Genomic DNA, 16,972 nt, shown 5'->3' on the forward strand with positions numbered 1-16,972 from the left:
ATGACCAAATGCAAAATCCTGTGGGAGCGAGCCTGCTCGCGAAAAGTTGTATGGGCCGATATCGATGTTGGCTGATACGACGTTTTCGCGAGCAGGCTCGCTCCCACAGGGTTTGTGTGTTTGCTGGATTGGTTTGAACAAAAGGCCCGTTTCCGTGAAAGTTTTTTATCGAGCGCTGACTCATCCACTCGCGACCCTCCTCGCGCTGGCCGGATGCGTGCTCTTCGTCCCCATGGGGCTGCGCCTGGTTCTTGGCTGGTCCGACCTGCTGGGCTATCTGTCCGACATCGCCATCGGCACCTTGCTGATCGTATTGCTGCATCGACGCCCGTGGTGGCTGGCGTTACCACTATTGTTGGCCTGGACCACGCTGATGTTGGCCAGCAGCGAGCTGGTCAGCGCGGTCGGACGGATGCCAACGCCGTCGGACATCCAATACCTGACCGACCCGCAATTCGTCGAGAACTCCACCAGCGGGGGCTTCGCTCATCCCTGGCTCGCCGCCGTCCAACTGGTCGCGTTGGCGCTCTGGCTGGCGGTCCACTGGATCAATCGGAGCCGCCGGGCGCCCGGCTTGTCGCGCCATGCCTGGGCTCTGCCAGTGGTGTTTTTGCTGGCCCACGGCACGGTGCAAACCTGGCGGCCCAGCGAGGCGGACCAGTGGAACCTGTTCAACCTGCCCCACCAGCTCATGACGGCAGGCCTCGCCACCGGCCAGGCGCACATTCAACAATGGGTCGCTGGCGATACCGAGGAACCGCTTCCCCCCATGGAAGGGCTGACCCGACTGGATCTTGAAGGGCAAAAGCTGCTCGCCGCGCCGGGCCGCGCGCGCAACGTCCTGGTCATCACCCTGGAAGGCATTCCCGGCGCTTATCTGGAAACCAATCGCCTGGCCTTGAAAAGCAGCTATCAGGAAAACCTGATGCCACGCCTCAGCGCCTGGGCCGAGCGCGGAATGAATACGCCCGACTACGTGTTGCACAGCCACCAGACCATCCGCGGCCTGTACGCCATGCTGTGCGGCGACTACGACAAGCTCGACAACGGCACGCCCAAGGGCGTCGAAATGCTCAACCAGAGCCTGCGCAACCAGGCCTGCTTGCCTGCCCAATTGCGCCAGAACGGATTCTCGACCCACTTCCTGCAGGGCGCCGGCCTGCGGTTCATGGCCAAGGACCGGATCATGCCGCACATCGGCTTCGACACGACCCTGGGCATGGAATGGTTCACCCGGCCTGCCTACCTGGAGTTTCCCTGGGGCAAGGACGACAAGACCTTCTTCGAAGGCGCGCTGGATTACGTCGGGCAACTGCAACAGGCGGATAAACCCTGGATGCTCACGCTGCTGACGGTAGGCACGCACCAACCCTATTCAGCGCCAGAGGATTACCTGGAGCGCTACGACACCGCCAAGCAGGCCGCCGTGGGCTATCTGGACGACGCGTTGGATAGCTTCCTCGCCGGCCTGGAACGCCAGGGCATCCTGGAAAACACCCTGGTGGTCATCACCTCGGATGAATCCCACGGCATCGACGACGTACGCCTGGCATCGTCCTGGGGCTTCAATCTCATGTTGGCGCCCGAGCCAATGCCGCGCCTCAAGCAAGGGGTTCACGGCCATGTCGACCTGACGGCTTCGGTGCTCGATTATTTCGGTTTCGAAGTGCCGGCTGCGCTGTCCGGTCGCTCGATGTTCAGGGACTACGCGACGGGCCGGGAAATCATGTCGTTCACCAACGGCAAGCTGCGCTATCACGATGGCAAGGGCACCTTCACCGAGTGTGACTTCCAACAACACTGCCTCGACTACAGCAGCGAAGGTTTCATCGCCGACAGCGCCACCTACCTGGGGCAATACAGCGGCCAGCGCGCGAGACTGGTCAGTGCGCGAGCGACAGCCCTGGACCAGACGCTGTTCACCACACCCTTGAACCAACGCTACCAGTTCGGCAGCGCGGAAAAGATCCCATTGCCGGCCCAGGTGTCCAACGACTGGACCGACAATCTGATCGGCGCCCAGTACCTGGAAATGCCCAAGGGCACCCGCACGCGCGTCAGCCTGAGCATCCGCGCGGTAGACGCGGACCACGCCGCGTACATATCCCTCAAGGCCAAGGAGTTCGAGCGGGACGTGCCGATGGATTTGCCCAACGATGTCCAGGTGACCACCGATCAGCCGCTGGTGATGGACATCCATTTCGATAACCCGCAGCCACGCAAGGCGTTCTCCTTCCATCTGCTCGGTCATGGGACAGGCGCCATCGAAATCAGTGATTTCAGTGTCGTGACTGAACTGCCGGAACAGTTGGACCAGCCGGAATACCTGGACGATATGCGGGACGACAGCGAGGCCCAATCCAGTTGAGTAAACGCGCCGCCAAGACAGCAACGCGTTTGGGTCAATCGCTGATCAATTGCATAATCTCGAAAGCGTTCAACGCCGCACCGCGCAGCAACTGGTCGCCGCTGATGAACAAATCCAGCCCATGCTCGCCGTAGACCAGGTTGTAGCGAATCCGCCCGACCTCCACCGCGTGCTTGTAGGTCGAAGTCATGGGCATCGGATAAGCACCGAACTCGGGTTCGTCCACCACTTCTACCCCCGGCGCGTTGCGCAGCAGCGCTCGCACCGCGTCCAGCGACGGGATGGGTTTGTTGAACCGCAGGCTGAGACTCTCCGCATGGGAGCGCAAGGTCGGCACCCGCACTGCGGTGGTGCTGATCGTCAGATCCGGTTCGTCCAGGACCTTGCGCAACTCCCACACCACTTTCATTTCTTCGCGGGTATAGCCATTAGCTTCGAACGAATCGACCTGGGGAATCACGTTGAATGCCAAGTTATGGGCGAAGTGCTCGCTGTCATCGCGGTCGCCGTAGTCGCTGAAGGATTTGGCCTTCTCGCGCAGTTCCAGCATTGCCGGCTGCCCGGCACCGCTGGCGGCCTGATACGTGGAGATGATCGCGCTCTGCAACCCGAACGCGTCATGCAGCGGCCCCAGCACCATCAATGCGATGGCCGAAGAGCAATTGGGATTGGCGATCAGTTTCTCACCCCCGTAACGCCGCCCATTGATTGGCGGTACGAGCAGTGGAATCTCGTTGTGGTAACGGAACGCCGAGGAGTTATCAATCACATGAGAGTTTTCAGCCAGGCGCTCACCGTATTCCAAGGCAAAGGTACCGGAAACACACAGGAAAACGACATCGCATGAGGCGCAACCTTCAATCGAGAAAGGCTCGATCAGATGGCATGTCTTACCCACCGCCAAGCTCTTTCCGGCCGAACGTCCCGACGCCATGCAGACCACTTCATAATCGGTATCTTCGAGCAATTGCAGCAGGGTCATGCCCACTGCACCCGTGCAGCCCACCACAGCGACTTTCTTCAATTTCGTTCTCCTTGCCTTCTTTGCGAGGTTCCACCGTCGAGGTTTCGCCGATTTCCTGGCGACGATTGTAGGAAGGCAAAGCTGTCCGCTACAGTGCAGCGCAAGACAATAAACGGTGGAATTTCGCCAAATGCACGCTCATCCCGGAACCGTGGCGATCCTCGTTTACGAAGGCCTGTGCGTATTCGAGTTTGGCATCGCCCTGGAGATATTCGGCCTGCCTCGTCCGGAGCTGGACGTCCCGTGGTACGACCATCAGATCGTTGCCGTCGACCCAGGACCGATGCATGCGCTGGGAGGCCTTCGAATAGCCGTCGATGCCGGGCTCGAAGCCCTCGATCAAGCGCACACCATCATCATCCCGGGCTGGCGCAGCCACCACGAGCCGCCTCCCGAAGCGCTGTTGCAGGCACTGCTCCGCGCCCATGCCCGCGGCGCTCGCTTACTGTCCATCTGCTCAGGCGTGTTCGCACTGGCCGCTACCGGGCTGCTCGATGGACAGACCGCGACCACGCATTGGCAATTTTCATCCGTGCTGGCCGAGCGATTTCCCCGGATCACCGTTGACCCGAACGTGCTTTACGTCGATGCCGGGCAGTTGATCACTTCAGCTGGCAGCGCCGCAGGCATTGACGCCTGCCTGCATCTGATCGCCCGGGATTTCGGTACGCATGTCGCCAACTCGGTGGCCCGGCGCCTGGTCATGGCACCGCAACGAACCGGTGGCCAATCGCAATTCATCTTGGCACCTGTGGATAAGTCACCGCGCAACGAACTGACACGCATCCTGCAATGGGTCCGCGAGCATCTGGACCAGCCTCTGAACGTGTCCGACCTGGCTGCTCGCGTCGCCATGAGCGAGCGGACCTTCTCGCGGCGCTTTGTTGAAATCACCGGCCTGCCGCCCAAGGTCTGGCTGCAACAAGAGCGTTTGAACCGGGCAAGGGAGCTGCTGGAGAACACTGATCAGCGCACAGCCTGCATCGCCCAGGCCTGTGGGTATCGGTCGGTGGAGAGCTTCCGGGCGGCGTTCCGCAATGCGGTGGGTTTACCGCCCTCAGCCTATCGCGAGAGATTCGGTACCGCTGAGGCCCGCCGATTCAGTCCAGCAACCGATGCAACTTGGCGTACTGCAATAACATGATGGTCTTGCCGTCACAGATTTCACCGGTCTCGATCATGCCCAGGGCCTGATCGAGTGGCATTTCCAGCACTTCGATCTCCTCCCCCTCGGCCTCAAGCCCGCCACCTTCGTGTTGCTTGTCTTCGTCGAAGTATTCCCCGACAAAAAAATGGATCCGCTCGGTCACCGAGCCCGGGCTCATGAACGCCTCGAATACCTTGCGCACGTCCTGGACGACATAGCCGGTTTCTTCCTGGGTTTCCTTGCGGACGCAGGTCTGCGGATCATCGTTGTCCAGCAGGCCGGCGCAGGTTTCGATCAACAGGTCGTCGTGCCCATTGACGAACGCCGGGAAGCGGAATTGCCGGGTCAACACCACGGTCTGCTTGGCTTTGCTGTAAAGCAGGATGGTGGCGCCGTTGCCGCGGTCGTAGGTTTCGCGCGTCAGTTCGCGCCATTGGCCGTTACGGCCCAGGTAATCGTAGGTGGTCTTGCGCAGGATGTACCAATTGTCCGAGAGGACCTCGACGTGCTTGATGCGTACGCGGTCCTTGATGCTGCTTGCCTGGGTCATTTTCCACTCCGTTCGAGACCAAAGCCCCATTTAAACCTATTACAACGATACCGGAACGCGGGGCAGTGCTCGCTTGTGGGCGGTCTTGAGGTAAGCGCGCTCAATGATCTGTCGCGCCTTAGGCGACACCTCTTCGCCCATCAGGTACGCATCGATTTCCTCGTAGTTGCAGCCATACGCCACTTCATCCAACTTGCCGGGCGCCAGGTCCTCCAGATCAGCGGTCGGCGCCTTGCGCACCAGGTACGCCGGAGCGCCCATCGCGTCAGCCAATAATCTCACCTGGGTCTTGGTCAGCCCGGACAACGGCGCCAGGTCGCACGCGCCGTCGCCAAATTTGGTGAAAAAGCCCATCACCGCCTCTGCCCCATGATCGGTGCCGACCACCAATCCGTTGCTCAAATTGGCAATGGCGTATTGCGCCAGCATCCGGGCCCGGGCCTTGGCGTTGCCTTTGGCAAAGTCGGTGAGTTCGGCCGAAGGCTGCAGGCCATCGATGGCAACGCTGTCCATCAAGCCGTCGACACACGCGGCGATGTTGCTGGTGGTGATCAAGTCCGGCCGGATGAAATCCAGGGATGCCTGGGCGTCCTGCTCGTCGGCCTGGGCCTTGTACGGCAGCCGGACGGCGATGAATCGCGCCGCGTAGTCTTCACTGCGCAATTGCTCCACCGCCAACTGGCACAGGCGGCCAGCGGTGAGCGAGTCGACGCCGCCACTGATCCCCAGGACTAGGGATTGGCAACCCGATTCGCGCAGGATCTGCTTGATGAACTCGACGCGGCGGGCGATTTCAGTGGCTTCGCCGCCCGGTCTGAGCTGGCGATCGATGCCCAGTTCCCGGGCAATGCGTTCTTGCTGAAACGAAGTCATATCAGGCTCCCAACTGTGGATTGATCAGGGCGACGTTGAACACTTGAGCGGCGTACCGCAGGAACGAGGCGTCCTCGCAGACGTTCTTGATCGGATCATCGGAGAACTTCACCACCGGCTCGCCGTGGACCCGCACCAGTTTCATGACGATGCTCAGCGGTTCGACACCGTCGACATCGCAGGCCAGGCTGGTGCCCATGCCGAAACCGAACCTGGCCTTGCCGCGAACGTGACGCAGGATCGGCAGGCATTTTTCAAAATTGAGGCCATCGGAAAACATCAGGTCCTTGGTCCGCGGGTCGATGCCCAATTCCTGGTAGCGCCCCAGCACCTTGTCAGCCCAGACGATCGGGTCACCGGAATCCTGGCGCAGGCCGTCATAGAGCTTGGCAAAGTACAGGTCGAAATCCTTGAGGAAAAAATCGGTGCTGATGCAGTCCGTCAGGGCGATACCGAGGCGGCCGCGATACTCGTGCACCCAGTTTTCCAACGCCGCGTTCTGGCTCTCGCGCAACCGCCCGAGTTGCTGGTGCACCATCAACCACTGGTGAGCCATGGTGCCGATCAGGGGCAGATCGAATTCGTAAGCCAAGTGAGCGTTACTGGTGCCGACGAAGACCCCGGGAAAGTCGCTGCGCATGACGTTCACCACTTCACGCTGGGCCCTGAACGACAGCCGCCGCCGGGTGGAGAAGTCTGAAACCCGAAACTCGGCGAGTTCTTCACGGCTGGCATTCTTCTCCAGCCATTCAAACTTCTGATACAGCTTGCGGGTCACGTCGTCCAGCTCGACTTCAGGGTATTTCTCGCGGTTGCGCAGCTCGCTGACCATCGCCAATACCGGCTGCTCGAACATGATGCAGTGCAGCATCGGACCACGGACGCGGATGTGCAGTTGGCCGTCGACCTCCGAAACGTGGATGTAGCGCAGATTGAAGCGAAACAGTCCGAGAAACTGTTCGAAGTCCGGGGTCAGGTATTCACGGAAGCGCTTGTTGAACAGAAACCGCTGCTCGCCCTCGCGCAGTTGCAACCCGGCCAGTTTCTCCAATTCGACACGAATATCCGGAATCAGGTGACCGAGCCGCTCCTTGGAACGGACGATGAATTGGTATTCCACCTCGACATTCGGGTGCTGGTGCAAGACCGCCTGCATCATGGTGAAGGTGTAGTAGTCGGTATCCAGAAGACTCTGGATGGTGCCGCTGTTTGTATCGAATGCACTGTCCATGTCTCTTCCTTATGCGTTTGCCTGGCGGAGGGTTTCTTCACGCGTCGCGGCCACCGCGACGCCCGCTTGCTGCATGCCCTGAATGGCTTGAATGGCGCCCTCCTCACTGATCGCTCGGCAGGCCGGGAGGTGAATGATCACCTTGAAGCCAGCGGCGGCCAGTTGCAGCGCGGTGGTCTTGACGCAGAAATCCAGCGCCAGCCCGCCGACAATCACCTGCTCCACGCGCTGAACTCTGAGGTACTCGATCACCCCGGTGGACAGCTTGCCGTGCAGGTCGTGGTAGCAGGCGCCGTACGGGTGCAATTCCGGCTCGACGCCCTTCCAGACGAAATAGTCGTAGTCGTAAGGGGTCGGCAGTTGATCCAGCAAGGCGAAACCTTCGGTGCCTGGAACGCAGTGGCTGACCCAGGTGATGTCGGCGTGTTCAAGCCCGGTCGGCACGAACATCTTTGAATGATCGGCGACCACCCAAGGGGCCATGGGCGAATGGGCGTCCTTGCTACCGATGCGGAGGCTGGCCAGGGATGCGATGAAATTCAGCTCACCGGCAATCTGGTCACCGCCCGGCACCGGAAGTTCGTCAGGGCATAGCGGTGTGAAGCTCTTTTGCGCGTCGACGTCGAAGGAAGCTGTTTTCCGGGTCAGGCTGTTCATGCTGGGTCTCTCCTCTTCATGGGCACGAGAGTATATGTGATGTACTTTCATGACAAGCCAGTCGCGTAAATATTTTTGATTAACCGTACCAACCCTTCTACAGATAACAGGGTAAATCAGGTTTACATCAAAAAGATTTTGCTTGTAGAGTACACGTCATGTACCAGAAGAGGATAAGCCATGCTCGAGATTGCGCTTTATGGCGGCGCCTTCAATCCCCCGCACGCCGGCCATGCCCAGGTGATGATCGAGGCTTCACGCATGGCCAGGCGCGTGCTGGTGGTCCCCAGCTTTCGGCATCCCCACGGCAAGCAAATGGTCGACTATGAGGTTCGCCTGAAGTGGCTGGAATCGATCGTGGAAAACGTTCAGCCGCTGTGCTGCGCCGAAGTGCGCGCAAGCCGGGTGGAACAGGTCGTGGCCCGTGGCGTTGAAGGCGCCATCTACAGCTACACCCTGCTGGCCCATCTCGCCGACAGCCTGGCCCTGGACGGCAAGCGGATCGCGTTGGTGGTAGGTCGGGATGTCGCGGATCAGCTGACGACCTTCTATCGCGGCCAGGAATTGCTGGAGCGCTTTTCCATTCTTTGCGTCGAGGAAAAGATCCATGTGCGCAGCACGGTGGTTCGCGAACGACTGGCCTTGGGCAAGCCGCTGCCCAGCGACTGGATAGCTCCGGGCATGAACCCGTTAAACTATGACCTTTACGCTACTCACGGAAATCGACATGCCCACTAGCACAGCCCCCGCGCGCGGTTATCTGCACACCATCGACCTTTGTGTGCTGCGCTTCTGCCGGGAGACCCAGGCGCTGGAAATCCTCCTGAACCGACGGGAAGCCGAGCCGTTCGCCGGTCATTGGGCGTTGCCCGGGATCGTGGTCAATGGGGACGTCGAAGATCTCACGCTGAATGACGCTGTGGAGCGCCTGCGCAATTCAAGCAAGGTTGGCATGCCGCTGGCCTGGATCGAACAGGTCGGCACCGTCGGCGATGCGTTCCGCGATCCACGCTGCTGGTCGTCCTCGACGTTCTACCTGGCGATTGCCAGTGAGGCGGTCCAGCTCGCCGAACACCAGGGATTTTTTCCCCTCACGGACGTCGCTGACGCCTCGATCAAACTCCCTTTCGATCACAACAGCCTGGTGGCGGCGGTTCAGGAACGATTGTTGTCCAAAGCCCTCTACAGCAGCCTGCCGCTGATGTTCCTGGGCCCTGAATTCAGCGCGCCGGAAGCGGTGGATATTTTCTCCGTGGTGCTCGGCCGTCCGGTGCTCAAGACCAGCATGCGCCAGCGTCTGCTGAAAATGACCGAGGCAGGTTATCTGCAGGAAACCGGCCGCAAGAAAAGCGGCGACGGCGGGCGGCCGCAACGCACGGTGGAGAATCTCAAGCCGGCCAGCGTTTACCTTTTTGATCGGTGTTTTCTGGAGTAGGGATTAGCGGGCTAGCGTGAATGCTGGCGCCATCCGCTCCTGCTCATTGCCTGAGATTCCAAGATAACGCGCAATCCTGGGCCATTTACTGATGACGCCCCGGAACCTATCTATGGTTTGTCTGGCATCGTCAGCAGAGACGCGGAAGTAGCCAGCCACACTCATTGCCAAATCAAGGTCCATGGCGTTATCCACCTCTGAAACGTTTAGTCTCAAGCCAGTGTCGCCAGGGACAGGGTTCATGTCATATGCAGGCGAAAGACGCCAACCGCGTCCTGGCTCCAACAGGAAACCATGGTTGCGTAGATGGTCGTCAGTATTCGAAACCAGCATGTTGAAGACAATTCTTCGCCAAAGCTCGGGAAGATCTACGTTGGGGGCTGCTCCCTCCCTCACCAACACCTCTGCAATTTCCAGATAGCTCGCCCCTGTCTCATGCCCGTCACCATCCTGGTGGTCCGTCAGGGTCATCGCTGAAGAAAAATGAAGTCGCCCACCCTTGGCTGTTCTGTCAAAGCGCTTGACCATGAAACAGTGATGCTCGCTCCCATACCGTTGCGCTTTTCCTTCAGCAACATTTAGCCCACACCCCTGGCCCAATGTATTGACGACCATCTCCCAGCCGCCCACGTCGTGAGTGTCCTTATTGCTGGGAAATTTCCCTATCCAGAGTGCTTGATCATCGTCTACCACACTTGCCTTGGGTCTTGCCCCACCCAACGAGCCACCAGGGGCAATGAGCATTCGAATCCAGTCCTGACCATGGGCCCCCCGATCCTCTCCAGCTTCAAATCGACGTGAAGCCTCTTCAAGCTCACGCATACGGGCCATTGGTGGCGCGGCTTGCTCCACATGGTCGTCAAGAAACGCTCCTTCTTCCTCAACTTTGTAACGCAGCCCCCCTACCCGGTAAGCGTCATGAACGCCGATAAGGTAGTCCGAGTCAAATAGCCGCGCGTCCTGCGATACAAAGCCGGCTCTCTTATCTCGCTCCAAGCGACGATCCATCAGCAGCCGTCCCCATCGATCAGGCGAGGAATCCGATACGCACCCAAAGCAATTTCGCGCTGGATACTGCCGCCCTTCGTAAGGTTGAATTCGAGGGTCGATCGCAACCTGGGTATGAATCGTTTGAAGAGCAGCCTGCGCGTATTCGAACTCCATACGCTCGGATCCAGCCAATCTTCGAGAGTGGAGAGTCCCAAGCAGTACCGGTGCCGTGTCATTCCAGTCTGCGTAGACGAAAATCCTTTCAGGCATCATCGTCCCCTAGAAGCTTCTTAGCCAGTTCCGAGCTTGTCTGGCTCCGACTGACAACCGCACTCGACATAGCGAGGTTTTCTTGCGCTGAGACGCTGATAAGGTTATCTCGATGAAATTGACCAGGTAGCTGTCCTTTCGGCTTGATGTGCTCGACTGTGGAGCGCCTCTTCAATTCAGAATCTTGCAGATCACGGCCTAACTCATCCGTGTGTGCGAGTAACTCAAAGTCCTTCTCCAACCCCAGGACTACTAACACCGACATGTAAGCCCCGATGGTCACAGCAGGGCTGCCACTCTCCAAGGCCCTCAACGTAGGCGCGCTCATACCTGCCCGCGCAGCCATTTGCGCCGCAGTGATCTTACGGCGCTTACGAGCCAGCTCGATCCGTTCGCCAAACTGGCGCAGGAGCCGCTCAGCTGACGGCATGAGAGGTGCTGTTTTTTTTGGCATGTCAGTATTTTTTCAATTTCTTCGTTAATTTGAAAAAATACTAGCACAGCTATCGTCGAAGTACGCTGGATGAAGCTAAATATGAAAGTATTTTTTCACAACCCATAGAATAATCGATAAATACTTTCAGACCTCTGCATGTCTTTACTCGACCAGGAAGCCAGCAGCGACCGTCTGAATCACTTCAGCCCGGCAGTAAAGACCTTGCCCGGATTCATCAGCCCCGCCGGGTCCAATGTGCGCTTGATGGCCCGCATCAACTCGATCTCCAGTGGATCCTTGAAGCGAGCCGCCGCCTCAGGCTTGGCTTGTCCCAGGCCATGCTCGGCGCTGATGCTGCCGTTGAAGGCACTCGTCATCCGGTAGATGACCTGCATGATCGCCTGGTCCCGCGCCTTGAACGAGGCGTCTGCGTCGCCGATCGGCTTGCTGATGTTGTAGTGCAAATTGCCGTCGCCCATGTGGCCATAGGAAACGATGCGCACGCCCGGAAAGTCCTGTTGCAGCGCGCGATCGGTGCGCTCGATGAATTCCGGTATGCGGCTCACGGGTACGCTGATGTCATGCTTGAGGCTGGGGCCTTCATGGTTCTGCGCCTCGGAAATACCTTCGCGCAGCGCCCACAGCGCGGCGGCCTGCGCCTGGCTGCTGGCCAATACCGCGTCGATAACCCAACCGCGCTCGAAGGCATGGGCCAGGCCGTTTTCCAGCAACAGCGCCAAAGGCGCATCGGGGACCGTGTCGCGCAGTTCGATCAAGGCGTACCAAGGGTGCTTCGCTTCCAGGGGATCCGTGCAGCCGGCCACATGGTCCAGGACGAAATCCAGGCTCTGGCGCGACATCATTTCGAAGCCCGTCAGGCGATCGGCGCAAAGGCTGCGGATATGACCGATCAAGTCCACCGCCGCTTGCGGCGAAGGCAGCGCGACCCAGGCTGTCGCCGTGCTGTGGGTTGCCGGAAACAGTTTCAGCACCGCCGCGGTGATGATGCCCAGCGTCCCCTCCGAGCCGATGAATAAATGCTTGAGATCGTATCCGGTGTTGTCCTTGCGCAAGCCCCGCAAACCGTTCCAGACGCGGCCGTCCGGCAGCACCACTTCCAGGCCGAGGGTCAACTCACGCATGTTGCCGTAGCGCAGCACCGCCGTGCCGCCGGCGTTGGTCGCCAGATTGCCGCCCACCGAGCAACTGCCCTCCGCGCCCAACGACAGCGGGAACAGACGATCGGCCTGGCTGGCGGCCTCTTGCAGTTGCTGCAGGATTACCCCGGCCTCGACCGTAATGGTTTCATTGGCCAGGTCGATTTCACGGATGCGCTTCATCCGGGTCAAGGACAACACCACTTGGCTGCCTGAGGCATCGGGGATCGAGCCGCCACACAAGCCGGTGTTGCCGCCCTGGGGCACCAAGGCAACCTGGGCGTCATGGCAGATGCGCACAACCTCGGCCACTTCTTCAGTCGTGGCCGGGCGCACCACCAGCGCGGCCTGGCCTTGATAGGCGTTACGCCAGTCCGTCAGATAGCTGTGCATCAATTCAGGGTCGCGCACCAATCCCGCTTGCCCGACCACTTGCTCGATGCGCTGGAGCACTTGATCGCTCAACGATGACATCTCTTCCCCCCGGTTATGGACGCTGCCCGAACTCGGCCTGACCAGCCGTCCAGCCCGCCACGCGCTCGCTCAAGGACAGTCCAAGGCCAGGCCGGGTGGGCACCAACATGCGCCCATCACGGGTTTCCATACGTTCGTTGAACAGCGGCTCCAGCCATTCGAAATGTTCCACCCAAGGCTCGCGGCTGTAGGTGGCGGCCAGGTGGATATGCAGTTCCATGGCAAAGTGCGGGGCGATCATCAGCCCCGCTTGCTCGGCCAATGCCTGGACCTTGAGATAAGGGGTGATGCCGCCGACACGGGGCGCGTCGGGCATCAGGTAATCGGCCGCGCGCAGCTTGATGAACTCCCAGTGCTCGGCCACGCTGGTGAGCATTTCACCGGTGGCGATCGGCGTGTCGAATTGCTGGGCCAGCGCGGCATGACCTTCGGCATCGTAGCAATCCAGCGGTTCCTCGATCCAGACCAGGTTGAACGGCTCGAGGCGTCGGCACATGCGCTGCGCGGTAGGTCGGTCCCATTGCTGGTTGGCATCGACCATCAAGGGGAAGTCATCCCCCAAATGTTTGCGGATGCTGCTGACGCGGTGCAGATCCAGCGCCTGGTCAGGCTGGCCGACCTTGAGCTTGATCCCGCCGATGCCTTTTTCCCTGGAGATGTCGGTGTTGAGCATGAGTTGATCAAGCGGTGTATGGAGGAATCCACCCGACGTGTTGTAGCACTGGACAGAATCGCGATGAGCGCCGAGCAAGCGCGCCAGCGAAAGATTGGCCCGCTTGGCTTTCAAGTCCCACAAGGCAACATCAAATGCACCGATCGCCTGGGTCGCCAGGCCGCTGCGCCCCACCGAGGCACCCGCCCAGCAGAGTTTGTCCCACAGTTTGGAGATGTCGCTGGGGTTTTCGCCGATGAGGCTGGGGGCGACTTCCTGGGCGTGGGCGAATTGCCCCGGGCCGCCAGCGCGCTTGGAGTAGCTGAATCCCAGGCCATGGTGGCCGTCCCTGGTTTCGATTTCCACAAACAGAATGGCGATTTCGGTCATTGGCTTTTGCCGGCCGGTCAGCACCTTGGCGTCGCTGATGGGGTTGGCCAACGGCAGGTAAACCGAGGCCACGCGCACCCAGGCAATGCGGTCGTCGTCGGCGGACAGTTGAGGCGTGTCTTGCATGGCTATGCTCCGAACGTTTGGGTTTGGCTGCTGCAACACGGGCGTGTTGCAGCAGCCAATGCGGTGGGCTAGCTGCGCATCAGTTCAATCGCAGCACTCTTGCGGTTGCGAATGACCGTCACCAAATGCCAGGAAATGGAGGCGGCGGCCAGGATGAGGAAGCCTGCCGAAATGGGGTTGGTCAGGAAGCCGCCGAAATTGCCATCGGACAGCATCAGGCCTCGGCGCAAGTTGGTTTCGGCCATCGGCCCGAGGATGAAACCGATGATGAACGGTGCGATCGGCAAACCACTTTTGACGAACCCGTACCCCAACAAGCCAAACAGCAGCACCGCCCAGACATCGAAGATCCGGCTGTTCAGGCCAAAGGCACCGACCACGCAAAGCACCAGGATAATCGGCAGCAGGATGTGCTTGGGCACCGCCAACAGCTTGATGAACATGCGCAGGCCGTAGAACTCGAGCACCAGCATCAGCACGGAAGCGAGGATCAGCGCGGCGAAGATCGTGTAGACCAACGGTGCCTGGCTGATGAACAGCAGGGGGCCGGGCTGGATGCCATGGATCATGAAGCCACCGAGCATGACCGCCGTGGTGGTATCGCCGGGAATGCCCAGCGTCAGCAGAGGAATCATCGCGCCGCCGATACCCGCATTGTTTGCCGTTTCGCTGGCGACCACGCCGTCGATCTTGCCTTTGCCGAACTCCTCCGGCGTCTTGGAACGTTTCTTCGCCACAATGTAAGAGACGATATTCGACGTGCCGGCACCGATGCCGGGCAAGATGCCGATGCCCAGGCCGATCAACGAAGAACGGGTGGCATTAGGCAATTGGCCGACAAACTCTTTCATCGAGAAACCAAAACCTTTCACGCCTTTCATGCTGACGTGCTGGGGTTTGGCCCGGTGGCTCAAGCGCGCGCTCTCGGCGAACTTCAGCACTTCGGCGACGGCGAACATACCGATCATCACGGTCAGCATGGCGAAGCCGCCATTGAGGCTTGGCAAGTCAAAGGTGAAACGACGGATCGCCTCGACCGGGGCGATACCCACGGTGGAGAAGGCGAAACCCAAGGCACCGGCAAACAAGCCTTTGACCAGCGAGCCGGTGGACAGCGTAGCGATCAACGTCAGCGAGAAGATCGCGATGGAGAAGTATTCGTGCGGCCCAAAGCTCAGGGCCAGTTCCGCCAGGATCGGAGCGATAAACATCAGCGCCGCAATACTGAAGATCGTGCCGAGGAACGAGAACACCACGCCAATCCCAAGGGCCTTGACGCCATGGCCTTGTTTCATCAGCGGCCAGCCATCGAACGTCGTCGCGATGGAGGCCGGCGTACCCGGTATGTTGAGCAATATCGCCGATATCAGCCCTCCCGAGGTGGCGCCGACGAACAGCGCCACCAACAACGCCAGGCCAGGGCCTGGTCCCATCGAATAAGTCAGTGGCAAGCACAACGCGATTGCCATGGTGGCCGACAGCCCGGGCACCGCACCAAAAACGATCCCCACCGCGACGCCGAGGGTGATCAGGAGAAAGACGTAGGGTGTCAGTACGGCTGCGAAGCCTGTTTGCATGAGCTCAATCATGGCCGTCCCCTAGAAATCCAATAGACCGACTGGCAGGAGCAAGTCGAAACCATGACGAAAGATGTAAAAGATCAGGACCGCCGAGACGACGGCGATCAGCACGTATCGCAGGTGCTTGACCTTCTGATCCGCCGGGGTCAGCACGATGAACTGGACATACAGATAAAGCGCGGTCGTGATCAGGAAACCCACCGGCTCCATCAGCGCCGTGTAGAGCAGCACCAATGCCAAGGTCTTGAAGACGGTTGGATAGTCGATCGCCTCGGTTTTTTCCGAAGGTTCGGCGCGTTTATCCGGCAGCTTTCGCCACATCCACAACTGCAATGCGCCCAGCAGGCACAACGAGACGGCGAGCACCCACGGCACAAACGCGGCATCGATCGATCCGCGACGCGGCAGGTTCATGGTCAGGACCAGATAAGCCACGCCGGCGCCAAGCATCGCCAGGCCGGCGATCAGCTCGTTTCTTTTGTAGGAATCCATACAGGCTCCTGTCATTGATAAGGACGGGGATCGGACGCCTGCCAGCGCGGCACGCGCCCGAACCGTTACGCAAAATTATTTGGCTTTACGCATCTCGTCCTTGAACTGCATGAAGTTGTCGCGGGTCTTGTTCAACGTGGCGATGGCTTCTTCGGTGCCCTGGAAGCTGACCGGCTGCTTGAACGACTTCTTCAGCTCCTCGGCGTATTCCGGCTCTTCGGTGATTTTTTTCATGGTGTCGGCCATTTTCTTGACGATGGCCGGGTCAGTGCCTTTCGGGAAAGCGACAACGTAAGGCTTGTCCAGGACCAGGTCGACGCCTTGCTCCTTGAAGGTCTTGACGTCGCCCAGCAGCGCGTTGCGTTCGGCGTTGGGCTGGCCCAGGGCGCTCATCTTGCCGCTGGAGATATAGTCCTGGACCGAGCCATAGCTGATGGCGCCCAGATCGATGCGCTTGCCCAGCAAGGCGACGATTTTTTCGGACACGGTGCCGCTGTCGACCATTTTCAGTTTCACGCCGGCGAGCTTCTCGAACATCAGGCCTTGCAGGTGCGAGAAGTTGCCCATCTCGGTGCCGTAAGTGATGGTGCCGGGCTTGGCCTTGGCCTTCTCGATCAACTGGTCGAGGGTGTCGATGCCCGAGCTTTTCGCCGAGACGAACACCGCGCCTTTGTCGACGCCGGCGATGCAGGAGATATCGAACGCATCGAAGCGGTCTTCGGACAGTCCAGCCACCTCGTTGACGATCAACTGGCCAGTGTGGGTAAACAGAATGGTGTTGCCATCCGGCGCCGCGCTCTTGACCGCATCGGCAGCAATCGTCCCGCCCCCGCCGGCCATGTTGGTGACAACCATGGTCTTGCCAGTGACCTTGGTGAAGTATTTGGCCATCATCCTTGCGTTGAAATCGGTGTCACCGCCGGCGTTGGCGATCACCACCACTTGCACCGGACGGCTTGGCCAGTTGCTGGCGTCGGCGGCCATTGCGGTGCCGGCGGTGAGGCTCAGAAACGAGGCGATCAAAGAGGCGCAGAGTGTTTTCTTCATTATTGTTCTCCGGGTGCTGCCATTCATTGGGGGATTGAAGCTGAACGAGAAACGGACACGCCTGGTGGTAACG

General features: G+C 59.7%; 16 protein-coding genes. 4 read left to right on the top strand and 12 right to left on the bottom strand.

Translation table 11 applies throughout. From position 1 onward, the window contains the following. Positions 1-154 precede the first annotated feature (154 nt). Complete coding sequence (locus FHK92_RS05180) at positions 155-2,368, top strand: LTA synthase family protein (protein ID WP_181287138.1); 2,214 nt, start codon at positions 155-157, stop codon at positions 2,366-2,368. A 34-nt stretch (positions 2,369-2,402) separates the two neighbouring features. Here FHK92_RS05180 and FHK92_RS05185 read toward each other — a convergent pair whose 3' ends face one another. After that, complete coding sequence (locus FHK92_RS05185) at positions 2,403-3,392, bottom strand: aspartate-semialdehyde dehydrogenase (protein WP_181287139.1); 990 nt, start codon at positions 3,390-3,392, stop codon at positions 2,403-2,405. 130 nt (positions 3,393-3,522) lie between these two features. On the opposite strand from FHK92_RS05185, the gene ftrA reads away from it, so the two are divergent. Further along, positions 3,523-4,536: a transcriptional regulator FtrA gene (gene ftrA / locus FHK92_RS05190; RefSeq protein WP_181287140.1), complete on the top strand. Its 1,014-nt coding sequence runs from the start codon at positions 3,523-3,525 to the stop codon at positions 4,534-4,536. Here the strand turns inward: ftrA and nudK are convergent. Genes nudK through FHK92_RS05210 form a run of 4 tightly spaced genes read right to left on the bottom strand, consistent with a single transcriptional unit; the run spans position 4,493 to position 7,850 of the window. Then, positions 4,493-5,089, bottom strand: a complete 597-nt coding sequence (nudK, locus tag FHK92_RS05195) for a GDP-mannose pyrophosphatase NudK (RefSeq protein ID WP_181287141.1) — start codon at positions 5,087-5,089, stop codon at positions 4,493-4,495. The genes ftrA and nudK overlap by 44 nt on opposite strands. 39 nt (positions 5,090-5,128) lie before the next feature. Continuing rightward, the gene (gene nadE / locus FHK92_RS05200) at positions 5,129-5,962 is read right to left on the bottom strand and encodes an ammonia-dependent NAD(+) synthetase (RefSeq protein ID WP_181287142.1); all 834 of its coding nucleotides are present in this window, start codon (positions 5,960-5,962) and stop codon (positions 5,129-5,131) included. Between the two features lies 1 nt (position 5,963). Further along, entirely contained in the window at positions 5,964-7,193 is a 1,230-nt protein-coding gene (pncB, locus tag FHK92_RS05205; protein ID WP_181287143.1) for a nicotinate phosphoribosyltransferase, read from the bottom strand. Between the two features lie 9 nt (positions 7,194-7,202). Continuing rightward, entirely contained in the window at positions 7,203-7,850 is a 648-nt protein-coding gene (locus FHK92_RS05210; protein ID WP_181287144.1) for a nicotinamidase, read from the bottom strand. Positions 7,851-8,030: 180 nt separating this feature from the next. Here FHK92_RS05210 and FHK92_RS05215 point away from each other — a divergent pair, with 180 nt between their 5' ends. Then, positions 8,031-8,588: an adenylyltransferase/cytidyltransferase family protein gene (locus tag FHK92_RS05215; RefSeq protein ID WP_181287145.1), complete on the top strand. Its 558-nt coding sequence runs from the start codon at positions 8,031-8,033 to the stop codon at positions 8,586-8,588. Further along, on the top strand, positions 8,578-9,285 hold the full coding sequence (locus tag FHK92_RS05220) for an NUDIX hydrolase (protein ID WP_181287146.1): 708 nt from the start codon (positions 8,578-8,580) through the stop codon (positions 9,283-9,285). Before FHK92_RS05215 ends, FHK92_RS05220 begins: the two co-directional genes overlap by 11 nt. Positions 9,286-9,288: 3 nt before the next feature. On the opposite strand, the gene FHK92_RS05225 is transcribed toward FHK92_RS05220, so the two are convergent. The 7 genes from FHK92_RS05225 to FHK92_RS05255 form a co-directional block, all read right to left on the bottom strand. Continuing rightward, positions 9,289-10,545 carry a type II toxin-antitoxin system HipA family toxin gene (locus FHK92_RS05225; RefSeq protein WP_181287147.1) on the bottom strand — a complete coding sequence of 419 codons (1,257 nt, stop codon included), beginning with the start codon at positions 10,543-10,545 and terminating at the stop codon, positions 9,289-9,291. Beyond that, a complete protein-coding gene (locus FHK92_RS05230; RefSeq protein ID WP_181287148.1) occupies positions 10,538-10,999 on the bottom strand; it encodes a helix-turn-helix domain-containing protein in 462 nt (153 codons plus the stop codon). The genes FHK92_RS05225 and FHK92_RS05230 overlap by 8 nt, the downstream gene beginning before the upstream one ends. 179 nt (positions 11,000-11,178) lie before the next feature. Then, on the bottom strand, positions 11,179-12,612 hold the full coding sequence (locus FHK92_RS05235; RefSeq protein WP_181287149.1) for an FAD-binding oxidoreductase: 1,434 nt from the start codon (positions 12,610-12,612) through the stop codon (positions 11,179-11,181). Positions 12,613-12,625: 13 nt separating this feature from the next. After that, on the bottom strand, positions 12,626-13,780 hold the full coding sequence (locus FHK92_RS05240; RefSeq protein ID WP_181287150.1) for an L-talarate/galactarate dehydratase: 1,155 nt from the start codon (positions 13,778-13,780) through the stop codon (positions 12,626-12,628). A gap of 68 nt (positions 13,781-13,848) precedes the next feature. Next, positions 13,849-15,369, bottom strand: coding sequence for a tripartite tricarboxylate transporter permease (locus FHK92_RS05245; RefSeq protein WP_030139041.1), 1,521 nt, complete (start codon positions 15,367-15,369; stop codon positions 13,849-13,851). Positions 15,370-15,378: 9 nt separating this feature from the next. Next, complete coding sequence (locus FHK92_RS05250) at positions 15,379-15,852, bottom strand: tripartite tricarboxylate transporter TctB family protein (RefSeq protein WP_181287151.1); 474 nt, start codon at positions 15,850-15,852, stop codon at positions 15,379-15,381. Between the two features lie 75 nt (positions 15,853-15,927). Then, positions 15,928-16,899: a tripartite tricarboxylate transporter substrate binding protein gene (locus FHK92_RS05255; RefSeq protein WP_181287152.1), complete on the bottom strand. Its 972-nt coding sequence runs from the start codon at positions 16,897-16,899 to the stop codon at positions 15,928-15,930. Positions 16,900-16,972: the final 73 nt, after the last annotated feature.

It is taken from the genome of Pseudomonas brassicacearum subsp. neoaurantiaca (genome assembly GCF_013608025.1).
Lineage (GTDB): Bacteria > Pseudomonadota > Gammaproteobacteria > Pseudomonadales > Pseudomonadaceae > Aquipseudomonas.